The organism is Kerstersia gyiorum, from assembly GCF_004216755.1.
Classification (GTDB): Bacteria; Pseudomonadota; Gammaproteobacteria; order Burkholderiales; family Burkholderiaceae_B; genus Kerstersia; species Kerstersia gyiorum.
Map to the genome: position 1 here is coordinate 22006 of NZ_SGWZ01000008.1, position 20948 is coordinate 42953.

Sequence of the window (20948 nt, forward strand, 5' to 3'; positions counted from 1 at the left end):
CCGGCATGATACAACGCTTTAGGCGGGGTAACCGCCGGGGAAATGCCTGGTTACCGATGCCTAGATAAAGAAAGATTCTGGCATGCCGCCGGCCCTGCAGGGAGCGCGGGCGGCGGCATGCCGGGGACTCAGCGGCTGTAGGCCAGGTCCCGCAGCCACAGCGACATGCCGGGGATGTACGTGATCACCATCAGGCACAGCAGCACAACGATGACCAGCGGTATCAGGGGCTTCATCAGCCGTTCCAGGGAGATCTTGGCGATGGCGCAGGCGGCGAACAGGTTCACGCCCAGCGGCGGCGTGATCATGCCCAGCGCGAGGTTCACGATCATGATGACGCCGAAGTGCACCGGGTCGATGCCGAACTGCATGGCTACCGGCAGCAGCAGCGGCGCCAGCACCACGATCGAGGCCGAGGTCTCGATGAACATGCCGACCACGAAGAGCGCGACGTTGATGCCCAGCAGGAAGGTGAAGCTGTCGGAGAACAGTGTGCTCAGCCAGGCGCCCAGCATGTCTGGCACGCCGGCGCGGTTCAGCAGGAAGCTGAAGACGCCCGCATTGGCGATGATGAACATGATGACCGCCGTGGAAATCACCGAGCGGTGCAGCACGCGGGAAAACTGCTTCACGTTCATTTGCCGGTAGATGAACATGCCCACGAACAGCGCATAGACCACTGCCACCACTGACGCCTCGGTAGGCGTGAAGATGCCGCCATAGATGCCGCCGAGAATGATGACGGGCATCAGCAGCGCCAACCAGGCGCGCTTGAAGGCAGGCCAGACCGACAGGCGGCCTTCGCCGTCATGCTTGCCCAGGCCGTTGCGGCGGGCGTAGAACCAGGCATAGGCCATCAGCGCGAAGCCGATCAGCAGGCCGGGGATGACGCCAGCGATGAACAGTTCACCCGTGGAGGTTTCCGTCGAGACCGCATACAGGATCATCGGGATCGACGGCGGCAGGATGACCCCCAGTTCCGCCGATGCCGCCTGCAGCGATGCCGCGAATGGTACCGGGTAGCCGTGCCGCGCCATGGCGGGGATCAGGATGGCGCCGACCGCGAAGGTGGTGGCGACACTGGAGCCCGCGACGGCGGAGAAGATCATGCAGGTCAGGACGCAGGTGCAGGCCAGGCCGCCCTGCATGCCGCCGACCAGGCTTTTGGCGAAATCCACCATACGGGCGGAAATACCGCCGGCTTCCATCAGGTTGCCGGCCAGGATGAAGAAGGGAATGGCGACCAACGGGTACTTGTCCAGTGCGGCAAACAGCTGTTGCGCCACCACCAGCCAGGTCAGGTTGCTGGATGCGACACCCAGCAGGCTGGACAGGCCGATGGAGACGGCGATCGGGATGGACAGCCCGAAAAACACCAGCATCGAAACGATCATTAATTGGGACATGGCGAGGATTCCGTATTCAGTCCATCAACCTTGTGCATCGTTGCGCTCGGGCGCAGCGGCATCGCGGTCGAACAGGCGGGCAAAGACCGCAATGGCGGCCAGGGTCGTGCCCACGGGAATGGACAGATAGATCCAGGAAATCGAGATATCCAGGCTGGGCATGCTCTGGAACCGGACACGGTGGGTCATTTGCCCGCCAATCCAGGCCAGGAACAGCAGGAAGCCGGCACAGATGAGGGCCAGCACCCATTCCAGAATACGCCGGGGCCGCCCCGTCAGGCGTTCGCGCAGCATCTCGACGCTGATCATGGCGCCGTGCCGGAAGGCCAGGGAGATGCCGAGCATGACGGTCCAGATCAGGACGGCGCGGGTCAGGATTTCACTCCAGTCGGAGGGGGCCTGCAGGACGAAGCGCGTGATCACCTGGTAAAAGGCGGTCGCGACGGCGACGAGCAGCAACACCTGGGTAATGAGAGAGACAGCGCGGAAAAGGACGCGGTCGAACAGGCAGAGCAGACGCATGATGACAGTGTTTCAGGAAGAGAAACGCCCGAAGTTGCAGCGCAACGCCGGGCATGGCTCGGAGGCGGGCATGGCGGCATCGGCCATGCCCATTCCCCGGGATCCGGGTCAGTGCCGGATTACTTGGTGTCCTGGATGGCCTTGATCAGGTCGGCGCCATAGCGCTTTTCATAATCCTTGTAGGCCGGCTGGACTGCTTGCTGGAATGCCTCGCGGTCGATTTCCGTGGTGATCTGCATGCCTTCGCCGCGCAGCTGCTCCAGGCCATTCTTCTCGACATTGTCGACGTAGTCGCGCATGGCCTTGGCCCCATCGACGGCGGCCTGCTTGAACAGCGCCTTGTCGGCATCGTTCAGGCCTTCATAGACGGAGGGCGAAACGATGATGACGGTGGGCGCGTACACGTGCGACGTCAGCGAGAGGTACTTCTGGATTTGCGACAGCTTGGCCGAAACGATGACCGACAGCGGGTTTTCCTGGCCGTCGATGGTGCCTTGCTGCAGGGCGGTGGCCACTTCAGGCCAGGCCATGGGCGTGGGCAGCATGCCGATTTCGCGGAAGGCGGCGATGTGCACGGGGTTTTCGGTGACGCGGATCTTCAGGCCCTTGGCGTCTTCAGGCTTGCTGACCGGACGCACGTTGTTGGTCAGGTGGCGGAAACCTTGTTCGCCCCAGGCCAGCGCGACCAGGCCGCGCTTGGAAAAGTCTTCCAGCATGCCTTCGCCGATGGGGCCGTCCAGCACGGTACGGGCATGGTCCAGGTCGCGCAGCAGGAAGGGAATGTCGAAGACGCCGGTGGAGGGCACGAAGTTCAGCGTGGCGCCGGTCGAAACGATGGCCAGGTCGATGGTGCCCAGTTGCAGGCCTTCCAGCACTTCGCGTTCGCCGCCCAGCGCACTGTTGGCGAATTGCTGCACGGTGTAGCGGCCGTCGCTCGATTTAGCGAGGGATTGCGCGAATGCCTCGCCGCCGGCGCCATAATGGGATTGCTGCGACAACGCATAGGCCATCTTCAGAGGGGCCGCGGCGCTGGCCGGGGCGGTGGCGACGATGGCGACGGATGCCATGGCGATGGCAAGCCAGTTCTTACGCATGATGAGTTTGCTCCTGATCCTGAGGGGGCGGCAGCCTGCGGCGCTGGGAAAGGGATGGGCAGCGCGACGGGAGCCTGAATTTTTTCAGTGCAGCAGAGGGGAAGGGCCATCGTGCAGCAGTCCCCAGGAGCTGGCCGCGCATCGGTTACCATGCGGATCACGCCGAACCGGCGGCAGCTGTAATATCTTAATAATAATACTACGCATGGTATGCAAGGTTTCTCATGAGTCGTGTGCAACCCATTTTCGAGCCCTATGACACCAGCCGCAGTCTGTACGAGCATCTGGGTGGCGAGACCGGCGTGCGGCGTATCGTAGACCGATTCTATGACCTGATGGACCTGGAAGACGACTTCCGCGAGTTGCGCGCCGTGCATGGACCCAGCCTGGACGAGGCGCGCGACAAATTGTTCTGGTTCCTGAGTGGCTATTTCGGCGGCCCTGATCTCTATATCAGCCGTTTTGGCCATCCGCGCCTGCGCGCCCGCCACCTGCCGTTTCCCATTGGAACGACCGAGCGCGACCAATGGGTGGCCTGCATGGGCCGGGCGTTGGTGGACGAGAATGTGCCCGCGCCGCTGGTCGACCGCCTGGTCCATACTTTTTTCGGCGTGGCCGATTGGATGCGTAACCGTGAAGGCTGAGCTGCAGTCCGCGCCGGCGCTCAGTCCCACTGGCGAAGCCATCGTGCGCTGGCGCGGCGGTGCGATGATCTATGATCCGCAGGCCCTGTCCGGCAAAGGCGCGCAGGCCGGGCCGCACTGGCTGGTGCCGCCCCCAGGTGCGCAGCCGGTCGGGGCGGGCGGTCGGCAGGCCGCCTGGTATGTGGAAGGAGATTTCGGTGCTGGCGTGCTGCGCGGCTATCGCCGTGGCGGCTTGCTGGCGCGCATCAATCGCGACCGCTATCTGTGGCAGGGGGAAGATTTCACCCGGCCGTTCCGCGAATTCCGTTTGATGGCCGGCATGCGTGCGGCAGGGTTGCCGGTGCCGCAGGTATTGGCGGCCGGCTATTGGCGTACCGGTCCCTGGTATCGGGCGGCGTTGTTGACGCGCCGCATTCCCGGCGCCGTGCCGTTGGCCAAGCGTCTGGCGGACCGTTGCGCACTGACGCTGGCGGCGCGCGCGGTCTTCGATATGCACCAGGCCGGCGTCTATCATGCCGATCTGAATGTCTACAACCTGCTGTTCGACGCCACGGGCGCGTCCTGGATCATAGACATGGACCGTGGGCGCCTGGGGCTGGACGAGGCCCAGCGGCGCGAGACCCTGGCACGCCTGAGGCGTTCGTTCCTGAAGGTCGGCGGCGAGGTGGAGGGGGGCCAGGCCTGGCAGGTTTTCTCCGGCGCCTACATGCACTGCACCACGGGCTGACCCTGGAAGCGCTGGCGATTCGCACCACAGGCGCGTTGCCTGGCCAGGCGGATTGCAGGAAACCGAGCGGATTTCTTCACATTTTTGCCCGTTCTCCCAGGCAAAAAGCTTTATGATTCGGGCTTTTCACACATGCGGATTTTCGCGGGGGTCATCATGGGGGAAGAAATCCTGAACGGGTCGCGCAGGCGTGCGCTCGCGGGCGCGCTGGCCGGTGTGGCGCTGTCGCTGGCGGCGCTGCCGTCGGCGATGGCGCAGGACAACAAGGTCGTCAACGTCTACAACTGGGCGGAATACACGGCGCCGGATACCTTGTCGGGCTTTGAAGCCGCGACCGGCATCAAGGCCCGCTACGACGTTTATGACAGCAACGACATGCTGCAATCCAAGCTGCTGGCAGGCCGTTCCGGCTATGACGTGGTCGTGCCGTCGACCCACTATGCCGCCCGGCAGATCCAGGGCGGCCTTTACCAGAAGCTCGACAAGAGCAAGATCCCCAATTGGGAGCACCTGGACCCCGACCTGATGGCGCTGGTTGCGACGGTCGACCCGGGTAATGAATACCTGATCCCCTGGGGCTATGGCACCAACGGCCTGGGCTTCAATGTGACCAAGGCCAGGGAAATTCTGGGGGCAGACGCGGACCTGGCTGACTGGAAACTGCTGTTCGAACCGGAAAACGCCGCCAAATTGCAGCGTTGCGGCATTTCTATCCTCGACGAGGCGGCGCAGGTGTTCCCGGCCGTGCTGCATTATCTGGGGAAGGACCCCAACAGCAGCAACCCTGATGACTACCAGGAGGCCGCCGAGGTCCTGAAGAAAATCCGTCCGTACATCCGCCAGTTCAGTTCATCGGGCTACATCGACGAGCTGGCCAGCGGCGACCTCTGCATGGTCTATGGTTTTTCGGGCGACGTCATGATTTCACGCCATCGCGCCAAGACGTCGGGCCAGAAGTTCGAAGTGGATTACTTCATTCCTGCCGGCGGCGCGCCAGCCTGGTTCGATACCATGGCGATTCCCAAGGATGCGCGCAATGTCGATGCGGCACATGCCTTCATCAACTACATCGAAACGCCCCAGGTGCATGCGGCCATCACCAACCACATGTTCTATCCCAATGCCAACAAGAGTGCGCGAGAATTCGTGAATCCGGAAGTGGCGAACAACCCGATGATCTACCCGGCGGCCGAAGTTTCCCAGACGCTGTATGTCATCAAGCCCCAACCGCCGCGCATTCAGCAGTTGCAGACCCGGCTCTGGAATTCCCTCAAGTCCGGACGCTGATCTTACAGGCTAGTGAACATCATGGCGGAAAACCGTGTGCCGGTGCAGCCCTTTGCTGTCGATCCGGATGATTTCGTACAACTTGTCGATCTGGTGAAAATCTTCGACGAGACCGTGGCGGTGCGTTCGGTGAACCTGTCGGTACGGCGCAACGAGCTGTTTGCCTTGCTGGGCAGTTCGGGCAGCGGCAAGTCGACGCTGCTGCGCATGCTGGCCGGTTTTGAGCAGCCCACATCCGGGCAGATCCTGCTCGATGGCGTGGATATTGCCCGAGTGCCGCCATACCGGCGCCCGGTGAACATGATGTTTCAGTCCTACGCGCTGTTTCCGCACATGACGGTCGAGGCCAACGTGGCTTTCGGCCTCAAGCAGGAGGGCGTGGACCCGGCGGAAATCCACGAGCGTGTCTATGAAGCGCTGGACCTGGTGCAAATGGTGCCTTACGCCAAGCGCAAGCCCAACCAGCTTTCTGGTGGACAGCAGCAGCGGGTGGCCCTGGCGCGCAGCCTGGTCAAGCGGCCCAAGCTGTTGCTGCTCGACGAGCCGATGTCGGCGCTGGACAAGCAGATTCGCCAGAAGACGCAGATCGAGCTGGTGCGTATCCTCAACCAGGTGGGTGTGACCTGCATCATGGTGACGCATGACCAGGAAGAAGCCATGACCATGGCCGATCGCCTGGCGGTGATGACCGATGGCGAGATCGTCCAGTGCGGCACGCCGCAGGATGTCTATGCCTTCCCGAATTCGCGTTTCGTCGCGAGTTTCATTGGTTCGACCAATATTTTCACTGGCACAATCGTCGTTGACGAGCCGGACCATGTCGCTATCGAGTGCGAGGAACTGGGGCGGCGTCTATACGTCAACCATGGCATCAGCGAGCCGCTGGGCATGGATGTCTACGTTTCGTTGCGCCCGGAAAGCGTGCTGGTGCGCCGCGAGCAACCGCCAGGCGAGGTCAACTGGGCGCGCGGCGTGGTCAGCCATATGGCCTGGCTGGGCAGTTACGCGCTGTACCAGATCCGGCTGGATTCCGGCAAAGTGGTGGAAGCCAGCGTGCCCGGCCTGATGCTGGCGCGCGAAGATGCGCCCGGCATCGACGACGAGGTCTTTATCACCTGGGACGCCGACAGTGGCGTGGTGCTGGCATCATGATGTTCAAGCGCTGGCGCCGTGAGCGCTCGGGCCTGCCCAGCCTTTCTCGGCTGCTGGCCATCGTGCCGCCCTATTTGTGGCTGGCACTGACCCTGCTGGTGCCTTTCCTGCTGGTGCTGAAGATCAGCTTTGCCGACCAGGATTTCGGCCTGCCGCCCTATACGGCGCTGGCCGAATTCAAGGAAGAGGCGCTGCATGTCTCCCTGCACCTGCGCGGCTACCTGCTGTTGCTCAACGATTCGCTGTATGTCGCCACCTACCTGAATTCGCTCAAGATGGCGGCGGTAACCACTCTCTGGTGCATCCTGATCGGCTTTCCGCTGGCCTACTACATTGCGCGTTCCGCTCCGGCGGTGCGCGGCCTGCTGCTGTTGCTGGTGATCCTGCCGTTCTGGACCTCGCTGCTGCTGCGCGTCTATGCCTGGGTGGGCATCCTGCGCAACGACGGGCTGCTGAACAGTCTGCTGATGTGGCTGGGCATCATCGACGCGCCCATCCCGATGTACCGCACGGATTTCGCCGTGTATGTCGGCATGGTCTACGCTTATCTGCCATTTTTCATCCTGCCGCTCTATGCCACGCTGGTGAAGCTCGACAACCGTCTGCTGGAAGCCGCCTACGACCTGGGCGCGCGGCCCTGGTCAGCGTTCCTCCATGTCACGCTGCCCATGGCCTGGCCCGGCATCGTGGCGGGTGCGTTGCTGGTATTCATTCCCTGCGTAGGGGAGTATGTCATTCCGGAAATGCTGGGTGGCGCCGATACGCTGATGATGGGGCGTCTGGTCTGGGATGAATTCTCGCGCAACTCCGACTGGCCGGTTGCGGCGTCCATTACCGTGGTGATGGTGTTGTTCCTGCTGGTGCCCTTCGTCTGGTTCCAGCGCAACCAGATGCGCCAGATGCGCGTGGCGGGCGACGTGGAGGAAAAGGCATGAAGCCCAATCCCTGGTTGCGCCTGCTCAGCTTCGCGTTGGGTTTCGGTTTCCTGTACCTGCCGTTGTTCACGTTGGTGGTGTTTTCGTTCAACGCGTCCGAAATGGTGACCAAATGGAGCGGATTTTCGCTGCGCTGGTACCGTGAACTGCTTAACGACGAAGTCTTGCTGTCGGCGGCCTGGCTATCGCTGCGGGTGGCGGCGATGACCGCGACCATGGCGGTCGTCATCGGCACCTGGGCGGGCTACGTGCTGGCGCGCATGCGTCGCTTTCCTGGCATTTCCCTGTTCGTCGCGATGATCAGCGCACCGTTGGTGATCCCTGAAGTGATCCTGGGGATTTCGCTGCTGCTGATGTTCGTGGAGCTGCACAACCTGACGGGCTGGCCCGAAGGGCAGGGTGTGTTCACCATCTGGGTGGGCCACGTGGTGCTGGCGACAGCTTATGTCGCGGTGATCATTCAATCACGGCTGCGTGAATTCGACCGTTCACTGGAAGAGGCTGCGCTGGACCTGGGCGCAACGCCGCTGACGGTATTTTTCCGCATCACCTTGCCGTTGATCGCGCCGGCATTGGCGGCTGGCTGGCTGCTGGCCTTCACGCTGTCGCTCGATGATGTCGTCATCGCGTCCTTCCTGTCGGGGCCGGGTTCGACCCTGTTGTCGCCGGAAATTTTTGCCCGCGTGCGCCTGGGGCTCAAGCCCGAGGTCAACGCACTGGCTACTATCTTTATTGTCGCGGTAGGTATTTGCGTGCTCGTTGCCTACCGCCTGCAGAAACGCAAGGAGGTATCGTCATGAGCCTGGTCCTTTACGGTCTGAATAAGTGCAGCACCTGCGTCAAGGCGCGTGCCTGGCTGGACAGCCACGGCGTGGCGCACACGTTCGTCGATTATCGCGACCATCCGGTGGACCCGGCACTGTTGCGGGATTGGGCGGCCCAGTTGGGTGGCTGGGAGAAGCTCGTCAACCGGGCTTCCATGACCTGGCGCAACCTGCCCGAATCCGCTCGCAGTCCGGCCGATGACGCCGCCTGGCTGGCCCTGATTGCCGACTATCCGGCGTTGGTGCGCCGTCCCGTGGCGGTCGATGGCGACGGCAAGGTTGGCGTCGGTTTCCGTGAAGCCACCTATGCGGCGCGTTTCCTGCCTGCGTAGACGGTGCCGGGCCGCTGTTTCGGCGTGCCGGGCGTATGATGTTTTTTTCTGACTGACAGGTTTCATTCATGTTGTCGCAGCAACAACTCAAGCAGCAAGCGGCCGATGCCGCCTTGGCCTATATCGAACCCATGCTGGGCGCGGATGTCATCATCGGCGTGGGCACGGGTTCCACGGCGGATCTTTTCATCGACGGCCTGGCACGCTATGCCGGCCGCTTCCGCGGCGCGGTGGCCAGTTCGGTGCGCAGCGCCGAGCGCCTGGCCGGCCACGGTATCGCCGTGCTGGATCTCAATGACGTGCAGCACATGCCGGTGTATGTCGATGGCGCCGACGAAATCGACGCTGGCATGAATATGATCAAGGGCGGTGGTGGCGCGCTGACGCGCGAGAAAATCGTCGCCTCGGTGGCGGACGAATTCGTGTGCATTGCTGACGATAGCAAGTTGGTCCGGCGCCTGGGGCGCTTCCCGCTGCCGGTGGAAGTCATTCCCATGGCGCGCGAAGCCGTGGCCCGTGCGTTGCGTGCCTATGGCGGTATTCCGGCGTTGCGCGAGGGCTTCGTAACCGACAACGGCAATGTCATCCTGGACGTTTCCGGCCTGGAAATCAACGAACCGGCCCGCCTGGAGCAGGAAATCAACAACCTGCCGGGTGTCGTCACCTGCGGCCTGTTCGCGCTGCGCGGCGCGAACCTGGCGCTGTTGGCGGGCAGCGACGGCGTGCAGCGCCTGCTGCCGGGCGCGCGCGGCTGAGAGCCGGGGGCAGCGCGGCACCTCAGTGCTGCGCTGTTGCCATGGGCACGAGGATGACGCCCGCGTAAGTTGCATTCACGCGTATGTTGCATTCATGAATTTGTCATGATTGGGTCATAAGATCACTTTCTGACATACGGCCACTGTCCGCTTCGCGATCGCGCGGGCGCTTCCCGACGGCTGGCGTTCTTCACATGGATCGTTTTGAATAGGCAGGGATCACAGGATGAGTGAGCATACCAACAGGCAGTTTGCGACGGATCTGGAAACCATCCGTTCCCAATTCCTGCAGATGGGGGGCGTCGTCGAGGCGATGATCGGCGAAGCGGTGGATGCGCTGGCCGGCAACGACCCGGTGCTGTTCGAGAAAGTGCGCGAACGCGAAAAGGAAGTGAACCGCCGCGAGGTCGAGATCGACGAGCGCATCGGCCTGACGCTGGCCCTGCACCAGCCGACCGCCATTGACCTGCGCACCTTGCTGGCCGTTTCCAAGATGCTGACCGATATGGAACGCTCGGGCGACGAGGCCGACAAGATCGCCTCGCTGGCGCGCCGCATCCATGACGCCGAGCAGCATCGCATGCCGGTGATCGAACTGCGCCACATGGCCAATAGCGTGATCACCATGCTGCGCCAGACGCTGGACGCCTTTGCCCGCCAGGATGCGGTCCAGGCCGCCGCCGTGGTGCGCAGCGACAAGGAAGTCGACCGTGAGTGGAAGGCGGCCCTGCGCCATCTGATCACCTACATGATCGAGGACCCGCGTACCATCTCGCGCGCCATCGACATGATTTTTGTCGCGCGTGCGCTGGAACGCATCGGCGATCATGCCAAAAACATGGCAGAGCGTGTGATCTACATGGTGCATGGCGCCGATGTGCGCCATACCGGTGTCAAGAATGCCGAGCGCACGGCGGCGGGCGAAGAACCCATCAGCATTCACGAGAAACAGGCCAGCGACAGCAACAATACGCAGTCCTGATGCCGGGCCTTCCCTGCCGCCGTCGAGTGGCAGGGGAGGGATAGGCCAAGAGGCCTGCAGGCGCGCTGCCCGGTTGCCATGCTTCGTCCAGAAGCCCGGCAACCGGGCAGTGTTGCGTTCGGCGGGGGGCGGGGCAGGGGGCTGTTGCGCTTGGGTTATCCTGTGGGCCGCCATGGAAACGGAGCCATGGAAGCGGAATTGAAGGAGCAAGCATGCCGCATTGCATTATTGAACACGCGCCAGCACTGGATGGCCAGCACCTTGTCAGACAGGTATTTGCCGGGGCGCTGGACTCGGCGTTGTTCGAGCCGGATGGCAGCGATATCAAGGTGCGTGCGTATGCCTGCGATGCCTATTGCGTAGGTGCAGATATCGTGGGTAGTGCGAATACCACCGATGCCACGCATTTCATCCATGTCACGCTGCGCCTGCTGGCTGGGCGCACTGCCGTGCAGAAGCAGGAATTGGCGCAGGCGGTATTGGCTCGATTGCAGGCCCTGCCGTTGCAGAATTGTTCCGTTACGATCGAGGTGCAGGACATGGAGCGCGGCAGCTACCTCAAGTGGCTGGCCTGATTCTGGGCAGACTCGGTGGTGGGCTGCCCAGAAAGGCGCCCGGAGGGGATGTTTTGACAGGGGATGCTGGCTACAGGAAGCCGCTCCGGCTGAAAGGCGGGTTCTGGCGGTAGCGGGTAGCGGCTAAGCCTGCAGGCCCGTGGTAAGAGGAACCCCGGCCAGGTCAGATTGCCAGCAGACAGCAGCCCGGCCGTAGCCGGGCGCCTGGGGTCAGGCCGAGGGCGGCACGAAGCCGTGGGCTTCGACCTGGCTGTCTTCGAACAGATGGCGTTCCATCTGTTGCGTCAGGTATTTGCGGGCGCGGGCGTCCGCCAGATTCAGGCGATTCTCATTGACCAGGCGCGTCTGGATGCTGAGCCATTCTTCCCAGGCTTCCCTGGAAATGCTTTCCCAGATGCGCTGGCCCAGCGCGCCGGGGTAGGGCGGACGTTCCAGGCCTTCAGCTTCTTTCTTCAATTTGACACATTGGACGATACGGGTCATGGATGCACCTCTGGAAATGGTGTACGCCGCGCTGGCCGGCTGCTTCAGCCTGGCAGGGGCGCGGCGGGCCGGGCGCCAGGCGCCCGGGGTGAAAAGGGAAGGCAGGGCTGCGTGAGCGCACGATCTCGATGCGCCGGCGGCCCAGCCTGCATGATGCCGATTTTAAAGGCGTCTGGCGCGCACGGCAGGCATAGCCGTTCTTGTTGCCAGGGTATATGGGGCATGCCGGCGGAACCGGCGTGGCAGGCAGTGGCTTTGCCCGAGGCCCACGGCCGGTTCAAGGCTTGCCGCCTGCCTGATACCGCCTACAGACGCTTGATGAAGACCATGCTGTTGCGCGAACGGTTGTAGCTGGCCTGGCGTTCGCGTGGCAGGTCGGTGATGCCGCCCTGCACGAAGCCGCGCTTGATGAACCAGTGCGAGGTGCGGGTGGTCAGCACAAACAGGCGCTTGGAGCCGCGCTGGCGGGCCTGGGTTTCGATGTGGCGCAGGAGTTTGTCGCCGCCACCTTCGCCCTGCCATTCCGGATGGACGATCAGGCAGGCCATTTCTGCCATCTGCTCCTTGGGGAAGGCGTGCAGCGCGGCACAGCCGTAGATGACGCCATCGTGCTCCAGCACCGTGAAGTTGTCGACGTCGCGTTCGACCGTGCTCCGACCGCGCGGCACCAGCGTGCCGTCGGCTTCCAGCGGTTCGATCAGTTGCAGCAGTGCGCCGACATCGTCCAGCGTCGCGGGCCGCAGGTCGTCCAGCGTGTCTTCCACCACCATGGTGCCCACGCCATCGTGGGTGAAGATCTCCAGCAGCACGCTGCCGTCCAGCGTGAAGGGGACGAGGTGGGCGCGGGCGACGCCGCGCTTGACCGCCAGCGAGGCATAGCGCAGCAGGTAGGCGGTGACTTCGTCCAGTTCAGAGGAGGTCAGCAGGCTGTCGGCGTCGGCACGGGCCAGTTCGGTATCCACGCTGCCGTCCGGATTGTGAACCGTGGTGTTCTCGGTCAGGAATATGAGCTTTTCCGCACGCAGCGCCACGGCGACGCTGGTGGCGACTTCCTCGACGGCCAGGTTGAAGGCTTCGCCCGTTGGCGAAAAGCCCAGCGGCGAGATCAGGACGATGGAGTCGTGGCTGATGGCGAAACGCAGTGCGTCGACGTCGATCTTGCGCACCTTGCCGGTGTGGCCGTAATCTACGCCGTCAATGATGCCGGCCGGTCTGGCCGTGACGAAGTTGCCCGAGATGACGCGGATGTGCGATCCGGACATCGGGGTATTGGGCAAGCCCTGGCTGAATGCAGCTTCGATATCCAGGCGGATTTCGCCGGCGGCCTCTTTGGCGCATTCCAGTTCGGCGGCGTCCATGGGTTGCAGGCCCAGGCCGAAACGGTTGGCATAGCCTTTCAGCCGCAGTTGCTCGTTGACCTGCGGCCGTGAGCCATGCAGCAGCACCATGCGAATGCCCAGCGCCGAAAGCAGCGACAAGTCCTGAACCAGCGCATTGAGCGCGCCCTCCTGTACCAGCTCGCCACCGAAGGTGACGACGAAGGTCTTGCCTCGGAATGCGTGCACATAGGGAGCAACGTCGCGGAACCATCGCACGAACTGTGCGGGCGCGAATTCGGGGGCTTCCTGGGCGGACAGGATTTCAGGCACGGGGTCGTCGGGCATGTCAGGCTAGTGTTCGGAAAAAAAGTCAGACGGAGGATGGGAAGGAAACGGCATGGAGCAGGCAGACCTGACCATTGCTGGCGCGGTGGCAGTGCCAGGCGGCGCCAGTTAAAACAAGGCCGGCTCGGGGCCGGCGACGTACGGCCAGGCAGCGGATGCAGCCTGGACAGGAAAATTATAATATCTGCCAGCGGCCAGCGTGCCGTTTGGATGCTGCAAAAATGCCACCGCCGCGCCTGAGCGCGGGCAGGGGGGCGAATCCTGCGGCATCCTTGCCAGTTCCACAGGAGTTCCATGTCTGAGTCATCCGCGCCGGCCAACCGCCGCGCCGTCGTCACGCCCGAACGCGTGCTTCCCGCCATTACCTATCCGGAAGACCTGCCAGTCACCGCCCGCCGCGATGAAATCGCCCGCGCCATCCAGGCGCACCAGGTGGTGATCGTCAGCGGTGAAACCGGTTCCGGAAAAACCACGCAGCTGCCCAAGATCTGTCTGGAAATCGGCCGCGCCGCGGGCCGGAAGATGATCGGTCATACGCAGCCGCGACGCCTGGCGGCGACCTCTGTCGCCAAGCGCATCGCGGAAGAGTTGAATACCCCGCTGGGCGAGCTGGTGGGCTACCAGATCCGCTTCAATGAAAAGGCCGGGCCGGGGGCCGCGATCAAGTTGATGACGGACGGGATTTTGCTGGCGGAATCGCAGCGCGACCCACTGTTGCGCCGCTACGACACCATCATCATCGACGAGGCGCATGAGCGCAGTCTGAATATCGACTTCCTGCTGGGCTACTTGCGGCAGATTCTGCCGCGCCGTCCCGACCTGAAGCTGATCATCACCTCCGCGACCATAGACGCCGAGCGTTTCGCGACTCACTTTGCTGGCGCGGACGGAAAGCCCGCGCCTGTCATCGCGGTATCCGGGCGGCTGTATCCGGTAGAGATTCGCTATCGCCCGGTGCGTGAGGAGCAGGATGCAGAAACCGCGACGCGCCAGGCCGGCGCCGGCCGCGGCCGCGAGCGTGACGAAGAGCGCGACCTGGTCGACGCGATCGTTGACGCCGTGGATGAGTGCTCGCGCCATGGGCCGGGCGACGTTCTGGTTTTCCTGCCGGGCGAGCGCGAGATCCGCGAAGCCGCCGATGCGCTGGGCCGCCACGTGCGCGCAGGGACGGAAATCCTGCCGCTGTTTGCGCGCTTGTCCCAGGCAGAACAGGAAAGTATCTTCCGGCCGCGTGGCAATGCACGGCGTATCGTTCTGGCGACCAACGTCGCGGAAACGTCCCTGACGGTGCCGGGGATACGCTATGTGGTCGATAGCGGCCTGGCGCGGGTCAAACGCTATTCCTGGCGCAACAAGGTCGAGCAGCTGCGCATCGAGCCCATCAGCCAGGCGTCCGCGAACCAGCGCGCCGGCCGTTGCGGCCGTGTGGGGCCGGGCGTTTGCATACGCCTGTACGACGAAGGCGATTTCAATTCGCGCGCGCCGTTCACCGACCCTGAAATCCTGCGTTCCTCACTGGCGGCAGTGATCCTGCGCATGAAGGCGCTGGGGCTGGATGACATCGAAACCTTTCCCTTCGTCGAGCCGCCCACCGGGCGCGCCGTGGCGGATGGCTATCAGTTGCTGCAGGAGCTGGGTGCACTGGATGATGCCAATGCGCTGACGCGTACCGGGCGCGATCTGGCCAAATTGCCACTGGACCCGCGCGTCGGGCGCATGATCCTGGCGGCGCGCCATGAACAATGCCTGGCGGAAATGCTGATAATTGCGTCCGCGTTGTCGGTACAGGACCCGCGTGACCGGCCATTGGCCGAACGCGAGGCGGCTGAAGCCGCGCAGGCGCGTTTCCAGGACGAAAAGTCCGAATTCGTGTCTTACCTGAAATTGTGGCGCTGGTATGGCGAGCAGGCCGCCAGCGGCCTGTCGCAGCGCAAGCAGGCGGGCGTCTTGCGCCAGCATTTTCTTTCGCCGCTGCGCATGCGCGAGTGGCGAGATGTGCATAGCCAATTGCTGGCGCTGGTGCAGGAACACGAATGGCGCATCAATAGCGCCGAGGCCACCTACGAACAATTGCACCGCGCCCTGCTGGCCGGCCTGCTGGGCAATATAGGCCTGCGCGGCGAAGAGGGCGGGCAGTACCAGGGCGCGCGCGAGATTCGCTTCCTGGTCCATCCAGGTTCGCGCATGGCGAAGAAGGGCGGGCGCTGGGTACTGGCGGGCGAGCTGGTTGAAACCACGCGCCTGTATGCGCGTTGCGTGGCCCGCATCGAGCCGACCTGGGTGGAATCGGTAGGCAGCCATTTGCTGCGCCGCAGCTGGTCCGACCCGCGCTGGGAAAAGAAAACCGGCCAGGTGGTCGCCAACGAACGCGCCACGCTGTATGGCTTGCCTATCTATACCGGCAGGCGCGTGCAGTATGGCCGGGTCAATGCCGCGCATGCGCGCGAGCTGTTCATCCAGCAGGCTCTGGTGCCGGGCGAGATCGACACCAAGGCCGATTTCGTGGCGCGCAACCGCAAGCTGATCGCTCAGATCGAAAAGCTGGAACACCAGTCGCGCCGTCCGGACATCCTGGTGGATGACACACTGATTGCCGCTTTCTATGACCGTTTGCTGCCTGAAGGCATCAGCCAGACGGCGGCGTTGGAAAAATGGTATGCAGGGCTGTCGCGCGAGCAGGCGCAGGCCCTGCTGCTGCGGCGTGAAGACCTGATGCGCCACGAAGCGGCGGGTGTGACGACCGATGTTTTCCCCAAGCAGGTGGAGTGGGCCGGCGTTTCCATGGCGCTGTCGTATCACTTCGAACCGGGTTCCCCCAAGGATGGCGTGACGCTTTCGGTCCCGTTGTTCGCGTTGAACCAGCTGGATGCGCAGCGCTGCGAATGGCTGGTGCCGGGCATGCTCAAGGAAAAGGTGCATTTGCTGCTGAAATCGTTGCCGCAGAAGATGCGGCGCCATTGCGTGCCATTGCCCCAGTACGCTGCCGACTTCTATGAACGCTGGTTCGAGCGTCTGGAGAACCCTGGCATGGGGCTGCTGGAGGCGCTGGCGGCGGACATGTGGGAACAGGTGAAGGTACGTCCGGCGCCCGGCGATTTCAAGCTGGAAACCTTGCCGCCGCATTTGTTCATGAACTTTCGCCTGGTGGATGAACATGGCCGCATGCTGGCAGCCGGACGCAATCTGGATGCGATACGCGCCGAACACGGGCGCCAGGCGCAGAATCAGTTCCAACAGGTGGCGGCACGCGATGCCGGAGTTTCTGAAGCGCTGGCGCACGAGGATATCAGCAGCTGGAGTTTCGGCGAGCTGCCCGAAGTCATGGAAATCCGCAGAAAGGGCCAGGCTGTCATTGGTTATCCGGCGCTGGTGGACAACGGCCAGACTTGCGACCTGGATGTCTTCGACGATCCGCAGGAAGCGCGCCGGCGTCACCGGCAAGGCCTGTTGCGGCTGTTCCGCGTGGCGCTGAAGGAGCAGGTCAAGTTCCAGGAAAAGAATCTGCGCGACCTCAACAAAATGGGCATGCTTTACCTGCCGCTGGGCACGGTGGAGGAACTGCGTGACCAGTTGCTGGATTGCGCCTTGTCGCAGGCTTGCCTGGCCGAACCCTGGCCCGTGAATGCCGATGAGTTCGCAAACCGCGTGACCGAAGGCAAGGGCCGGCTGGGCCTGCTGGCGCAGGAAGTGGCACGCCTGGTCAATGATGTCCTGACGGAATGGACGGCGCTGCAGCGTAAATTGCCGCAAGCCAAGGCGCATGCCCAGGCCTACGCCGATTTGCAGCAACAGCAGCAGGCTTTGGTGCATCGCTGGTTCATTCGTGATACACCCTATGCGCAGCTCAAGCATTTTCCGCGCTATCTGAAGGCGGCAGTGGCACGTATCGACAAGTTGCGGGCGGACCCGGCGCGGGATGCCAAACTGCTGGCGGAATTCGCCACGCTCAACACCCTCTGGCAGCGCGAGAGGGCGGCTCGCAAGGGCGCGCCTGATGCGCGCCTGGACGAGTTTCGCTGGCTGCTCGAAGAGTTGCGCGTGGCCTTGTTCGCGCAGGAGCTGCGTACGCCCATGCCGGTTTCGGTCAAGCGCCTGCAGAAAGCCTGGGAATCGTTGCGGCGTTGACGCCGCGCTGGCGGGGCTGTTCCCGCCGTTATCGCACCAAGAACCTGATCCCGTCCGGGACTCGATGCAAAGGAGAGAAAATGGGCCAGTTCATTCAGATCGAATCGCGTGACGGTTTTCGCCTGCCCGTCTATGAGGCAAGGCCGGCAGGCACGCCGCGCGGCGCCATCGTGGTCATCCAGGAAATTTTTGGCGTCAATGCCCATATCCAGGCGGTGGCCGATGGCTATGCCCAGGAAGGCTACCTGGCGCTGGCGCCCGCTATTTTCGAGCGCCTGGAGGCCGGTGTGGACATGGGCTATGCGCCCGAGGACATGAAGCGCGGCGTGGCCCTGAAGGCGGCGCTTGAAGGCCAGGCACAGGCGTCTGCTGGCGACATACAGGCGGTGATCAGCTACGCCGGCCAGGCAGCAGGCGGCAAGGTTGGCATCGTGGGCTTCTGCTATGGCGGCCTGATTGCCTGGCGCGCGGCCGAACAGGCTGATGGACTGGCTGCGGCAGTGGCCTATTATGGCGGTGGCGTGACGACCCCTGCCGAGGTGGGGCGGACACCCAAGGTGCCGGTGCTGGCCCATTTCGGTGAACGCGATACGCATATCCCGCTGGATGGCGTCGAAGCATTCCGTCAGCAGCAAAGCGGACGTGACGTCGAGGTTCATGTCTACGCTGCCGATCATGGCTTCAATTGCGATCACCGTGGCGCTTTCGATGCCGACGCGGCGCGCCTGGCCAAACAACGCACGCTGGATTTCTTCGCCCGCCACCTGGGCTGATCCCGCCCTTGAGGCGCCGGCCGTTCTGGCTGGTGCCAGCTTTCCTCCGTCTTTACCTGCCTTGCTTGCCCCGCGCCTGATGTCCTGGCCGGGGCTGGGCCGGCTGTGTCCGTCCGTCGCGCCAGCGTTGCGAGACCAGGAGGCGGCAAAGACGCGTCACAGAGCCGTCATCTACGGCGCTTAGCATATGCCCATCTCTGCCGGGAACGATGTCCCTGTTCCGCAAGGTCCGGGAGCTCGTTCCATCGTGCATGCGTGCATATGCCAGGTCATTTCAAGCTAGGCAATTTCTTGTTCCGTTCCGGCCAGGCTGCGCAGCGCTTCCTGGTGGCGGCGAGCCTGGCAGGACTGGTGGTCGCGGCGGCGAATGCAGCACCCGGGGTCCGTCCACCTGTCTCCATGCTTTCCGTGAATATCCATTTCGATATCCCCGCGCAGCCGCTGGCCGAAGCCCTCCAGGCTTATGGGGACGCGACACAGCTATCGGTACTGGCGCCCAGCGGGCTGCTGCGCGGCCGCATGTCCACGCCGGTGCACGGCGATCATACCGCGCAGCAGGCCATTGAGTTGCTGTTGACGGGCACCGGCCTGCAGGCCCGTTTTCCGGGTGGCGATGCGGTCACTGTGCAGGCGCCGGACCTGCGTGCGCAGCATGCGCCGGCGTCGGGCGCAGGGCAGGCCGTCGATGAAGTCGATGGCGTCGGCAATCGTCTGCATGCGGGCTATGTCGCACAGATACAGCGGCGCGTTATCGGTGCGCTATGCGAGCGTCCGGCCACCCGGCCCGGCACCTACCGCATGGCCTTGCGATTTCATGTTGCGTCGTCTGGCGCTGTCGACGGCCTGCGTCATGCCGGCGGCAGCGGCAGCGCCGCGCGCGATGCTGCCATTCTTGCGAGCGTTGGCCGGCTGCGCCTGGACCCGCCGCCGCCAGATCTGCCCCAACCCATTACCTTGCTGGTGCGGCCCGACCAGCCTGGCGTACGCAACGCCTGTGCGCAGCCGGGAGGATGAGCATGGGCGAAGCAGTGGGAGCACGCCTGCAATCGTTGCTGGTGTCGCGTTATGTGCAGTTGCGCCGCAAGCTCGAGCGCATCGTGGGTTCCAGTGATGGCGCGCAGGATGCCTTGCAGGAAACGTGGCTGCGCCTGCATAGCGTTGATGGTGCCACGGTCGTCAAGAATCCCGAGGCCTATCTGTTGCGCATCGCCGTCAATGCTGCGGCGCGCGATCATCGCCATGCCGGTGCACTGCTGAGCGAACAGGACGTCGAGGCCATGTTCCAGGTTCCCGACGAGTTGGCCGACCCGGCGCGGATTACGGCGGCACGCAGCGAGATCGAAGTGCTGGAGAAGGTCTTGCGCCAGTTGAGTCCGCGCTGCCGGGCAATATTCATGGCGGCGCGCCTGGATGGTATGCTCAACCGGGAAATCGCCGATCACTTCGGTGTTTCCCTCAGTCTGGTGGAAAAAGAGCTGAGCCACGCGTTGCGTCTGTGCCAGCAGGCCACCGAGCGTTCCGCGACGCAGCGCCGCCAGGGCGGACGCGGCCTGTGACGGCCCTATCGTTTGGATTTCAGGCATGGCCGACCCCGATCTTCCTTCATCTCCCATAGCATCCGAGCCCGCTGCTGCGCCCACGCCGGTTGCCACGGATGCATCTGGAGCGGCAGCGCCGGGCGCCGATGCCAGTCACGCGGCTGCTGCGCTGCAGGAACAGGCTACCCAGTGGTTGCTGCGCCTGCGTTCGGGGCGCGCCACGGTGGAAGATGCGCGGGCGTTTGCCTTGTGGCGCGCCCAAAGTCCGGCCCATGAAGCGGCGGCACAGGCGCTTGGCCAAGTGCTGAAAACCGGCAGGCTGGCGGCAGCGCGGGTGGCTCGCGACGCGTCGGTGCCCGCCTGGCGCGGGCGTCGCTGGTCGCCTGCCAGAACGGGTTGGCAGCCAGCTCGCCGCGCTTTGCTTGCTGGTGCGTTGGGGGCCGGCGGTGCCTGGCTGGTGGTGCGTCCGCCCCTGGGCCTATGGCCGGCGCTGGGGGAGTTCACTGCCGATTTCCGTACCGGCGCGGGCGAGCAGCGCGAACTGACGCTGGGCGAGGGGATGGACGTGGCGATGAATACCCGGACTCTGATCAATCTGGGCGCCGCCGAAGGCGCCCAGCGGCGCGTGGAACTGGTGGCGGGCGAGGCGGAGTTTTTCGCAGACCTGCCGGCCCTGCAAGCGCCACGGTCTATCCAGGCCGGGGCAGGGGTGTTGCGCGTGCAGCATGCGCGCCTGAACCTGCGCCATCTGGATGGCCGTACGGCGGTCAGTTGCCTGGAAGGACAAGCCGAGCTGCTGCACCCGCAACGCCAGCTGCTGCTGTCCGCCGGGCAGCAACTGCATTACGACGGGCGCGGCCTTGCTGCCGTGACGTCGCTGGATGCCAGCCAGGTATCGGCCTGGCGCCAGGGCATCCTGCAATTCGACGATGCGTCGCTGGCGGATGTCGTGGCCGAACTGAATCGCTACCGCCAGGGCCGCATCCTGCTGCGTGACAGCGATCTTGGCCGCATGCGGGTGCAGGCCCGGTTTTCAGTGGCCAGGCTGGACGAGGCGCTTAACCAGATCAGCGATATGGCGGGTGGCCGCGTGACGCGCCTGCCAGGGGGCATCGTCCTGCTGGGATAGC

20 protein-coding genes are annotated in these 20948 nt (G+C 63.8%); 15 read left to right on the forward strand and 5 right to left on the reverse strand.

Going from position 1 to position 20948, the window contains the following annotated elements; all coding sequences use genetic code 11:
* Positions 1 to 128 precede the first annotated feature (128 nt).
* The 3 genes from EV679_RS16845 to EV679_RS16855 form a co-directional block, all read right to left on the reverse strand.
* Positions 129 to 1406: a TRAP transporter large permease gene (locus EV679_RS16845; protein ID WP_130487831.1), complete on the reverse strand. Its 1278-nt coding sequence runs from the start codon at positions 1404 to 1406 to the stop codon at positions 129 to 131.
* A gap of 24 nt (positions 1407 to 1430) precedes the next feature.
* A complete protein-coding gene (locus tag EV679_RS16850; RefSeq protein WP_127774684.1) occupies positions 1431 to 1928 on the reverse strand; it encodes a TRAP transporter small permease in 498 nt (165 codons plus the stop codon).
* A 119-nt stretch (positions 1929 to 2047) separates the two neighbouring features.
* Positions 2048 to 3022, reverse strand: a complete 975-nt coding sequence (locus EV679_RS16855; RefSeq protein WP_130487832.1) for a TRAP transporter substrate-binding protein — start codon at positions 3020 to 3022, stop codon at positions 2048 to 2050.
* 224 nt (positions 3023 to 3246) lie between these two features.
* Here EV679_RS16855 and EV679_RS16860 point away from each other — a divergent pair, with 224 nt between their 5' ends.
* From EV679_RS16860 to EV679_RS16905, 10 genes are all read left to right on the forward strand, one after another.
* The gene (locus EV679_RS16860) at positions 3247 to 3666 is read left to right on the forward strand and encodes a group II truncated hemoglobin (protein ID WP_068374603.1); all 420 of its coding nucleotides are present in this window, start codon (positions 3247 to 3249) and stop codon (positions 3664 to 3666) included.
* Between the two features lie 64 nt (positions 3667 to 3730).
* Positions 3731 to 4393, forward strand: coding sequence for a 3-deoxy-D-manno-octulosonic acid kinase (locus tag EV679_RS16865; protein ID WP_130487912.1), 663 nt, complete (start codon positions 3731 to 3733; stop codon positions 4391 to 4393).
* 249 nt (positions 4394 to 4642) lie between these two features.
* Positions 4643 to 5680 carry a polyamine ABC transporter substrate-binding protein gene (locus tag EV679_RS16870; protein ID WP_242611522.1) on the forward strand — a complete coding sequence of 346 codons (1038 nt, stop codon included), beginning with the start codon at positions 4643 to 4645 and terminating at the stop codon, positions 5678 to 5680.
* Between the two features lie 21 nt (positions 5681 to 5701).
* Positions 5702 to 6832 (forward strand): ABC transporter ATP-binding protein, encoded by a 1131-nt coding sequence (locus EV679_RS16875; RefSeq protein ID WP_068374824.1) that lies wholly within the window; start codon positions 5702 to 5704, stop codon positions 6830 to 6832.
* Positions 6832 to 7767 (forward strand): ABC transporter permease subunit, encoded by a 936-nt coding sequence (locus EV679_RS16880; RefSeq protein WP_130487914.1) that lies wholly within the window; start codon positions 6832 to 6834, stop codon positions 7765 to 7767. Before EV679_RS16875 ends, EV679_RS16880 begins: the two co-directional genes overlap by 1 nt.
* Positions 7764 to 8567: an ABC transporter permease subunit gene (locus EV679_RS16885; protein WP_068374609.1), complete on the forward strand. Its 804-nt coding sequence runs from the start codon at positions 7764 to 7766 to the stop codon at positions 8565 to 8567. The genes EV679_RS16880 and EV679_RS16885 overlap by 4 nt, the downstream gene beginning before the upstream one ends.
* Positions 8564 to 8923, forward strand: a complete 360-nt coding sequence (locus tag EV679_RS16890; protein ID WP_068374612.1) for a Spx/MgsR family RNA polymerase-binding regulatory protein — start codon at positions 8564 to 8566, stop codon at positions 8921 to 8923. The genes EV679_RS16885 and EV679_RS16890 overlap by 4 nt, the downstream gene beginning before the upstream one ends.
* A gap of 68 nt (positions 8924 to 8991) precedes the next feature.
* Entirely contained in the window at positions 8992 to 9678 is a 687-nt protein-coding gene (rpiA, locus tag EV679_RS16895) for a ribose-5-phosphate isomerase RpiA (protein ID WP_068374615.1), read from the forward strand.
* Between the two features lie 226 nt (positions 9679 to 9904).
* Positions 9905 to 10660 carry a phosphate signaling complex protein PhoU gene (gene phoU, locus EV679_RS16900; RefSeq protein ID WP_068374618.1) on the forward strand — a complete coding sequence of 252 codons (756 nt, stop codon included), beginning with the start codon at positions 9905 to 9907 and terminating at the stop codon, positions 10658 to 10660.
* 212 nt (positions 10661 to 10872) lie between these two features.
* On the forward strand, positions 10873 to 11235 hold the full coding sequence (locus EV679_RS16905; protein ID WP_130487833.1) for a 5-carboxymethyl-2-hydroxymuconate Delta-isomerase: 363 nt from the start codon (positions 10873 to 10875) through the stop codon (positions 11233 to 11235).
* A gap of 210 nt (positions 11236 to 11445) precedes the next feature.
* Here EV679_RS16905 and EV679_RS16910 read toward each other — a convergent pair whose 3' ends face one another.
* Together EV679_RS16910 and argA are read right to left on the reverse strand one after the other, a co-directional pair.
* On the reverse strand, positions 11446 to 11718 hold the full coding sequence (locus tag EV679_RS16910) for an oxidative damage protection protein (RefSeq protein ID WP_068374624.1): 273 nt from the start codon (positions 11716 to 11718) through the stop codon (positions 11446 to 11448).
* 305 nt (positions 11719 to 12023) lie between these two features.
* Positions 12024 to 13382, reverse strand: coding sequence for an amino-acid N-acetyltransferase (gene argA, locus EV679_RS16915; protein ID WP_068374627.1), 1359 nt, complete (start codon positions 13380 to 13382; stop codon positions 12024 to 12026).
* Between the two features lie 294 nt (positions 13383 to 13676).
* Here argA and hrpA point away from each other — a divergent pair, with 294 nt between their 5' ends.
* The 5 genes from hrpA (at position 13677) to EV679_RS16940 (ending at position 20947) form a co-directional block, all read left to right on the forward strand.
* Positions 13677 to 17507, forward strand: coding sequence for an ATP-dependent RNA helicase HrpA (gene hrpA / locus EV679_RS16920; protein WP_130487834.1), 3831 nt, complete (start codon positions 13677 to 13679; stop codon positions 17505 to 17507).
* Between the two features lie 80 nt (positions 17508 to 17587).
* Entirely contained in the window at positions 17588 to 18280 is a 693-nt protein-coding gene (locus EV679_RS16925; RefSeq protein WP_130487835.1) for a dienelactone hydrolase family protein, read from the forward strand.
* A gap of 291 nt (positions 18281 to 18571) precedes the next feature.
* Positions 18572 to 19294, forward strand: a complete 723-nt coding sequence (locus EV679_RS16930) for an STN domain-containing protein (protein WP_165390079.1) — start codon at positions 18572 to 18574, stop codon at positions 19292 to 19294.
* Positions 19295 to 19296: 2 nt separating this feature from the next.
* A complete protein-coding gene (locus EV679_RS16935) occupies positions 19297 to 19836 on the forward strand; it encodes an RNA polymerase sigma factor (protein ID WP_068374830.1) in 540 nt (179 codons plus the stop codon).
* A 25-nt stretch (positions 19837 to 19861) separates the two neighbouring features.
* The gene (locus EV679_RS16940) at positions 19862 to 20947 is read left to right on the forward strand and encodes a FecR family protein (RefSeq protein ID WP_130487837.1); all 1086 of its coding nucleotides are present in this window, start codon (positions 19862 to 19864) and stop codon (positions 20945 to 20947) included.
* Position 20948 lies beyond the last annotated feature (1 nt).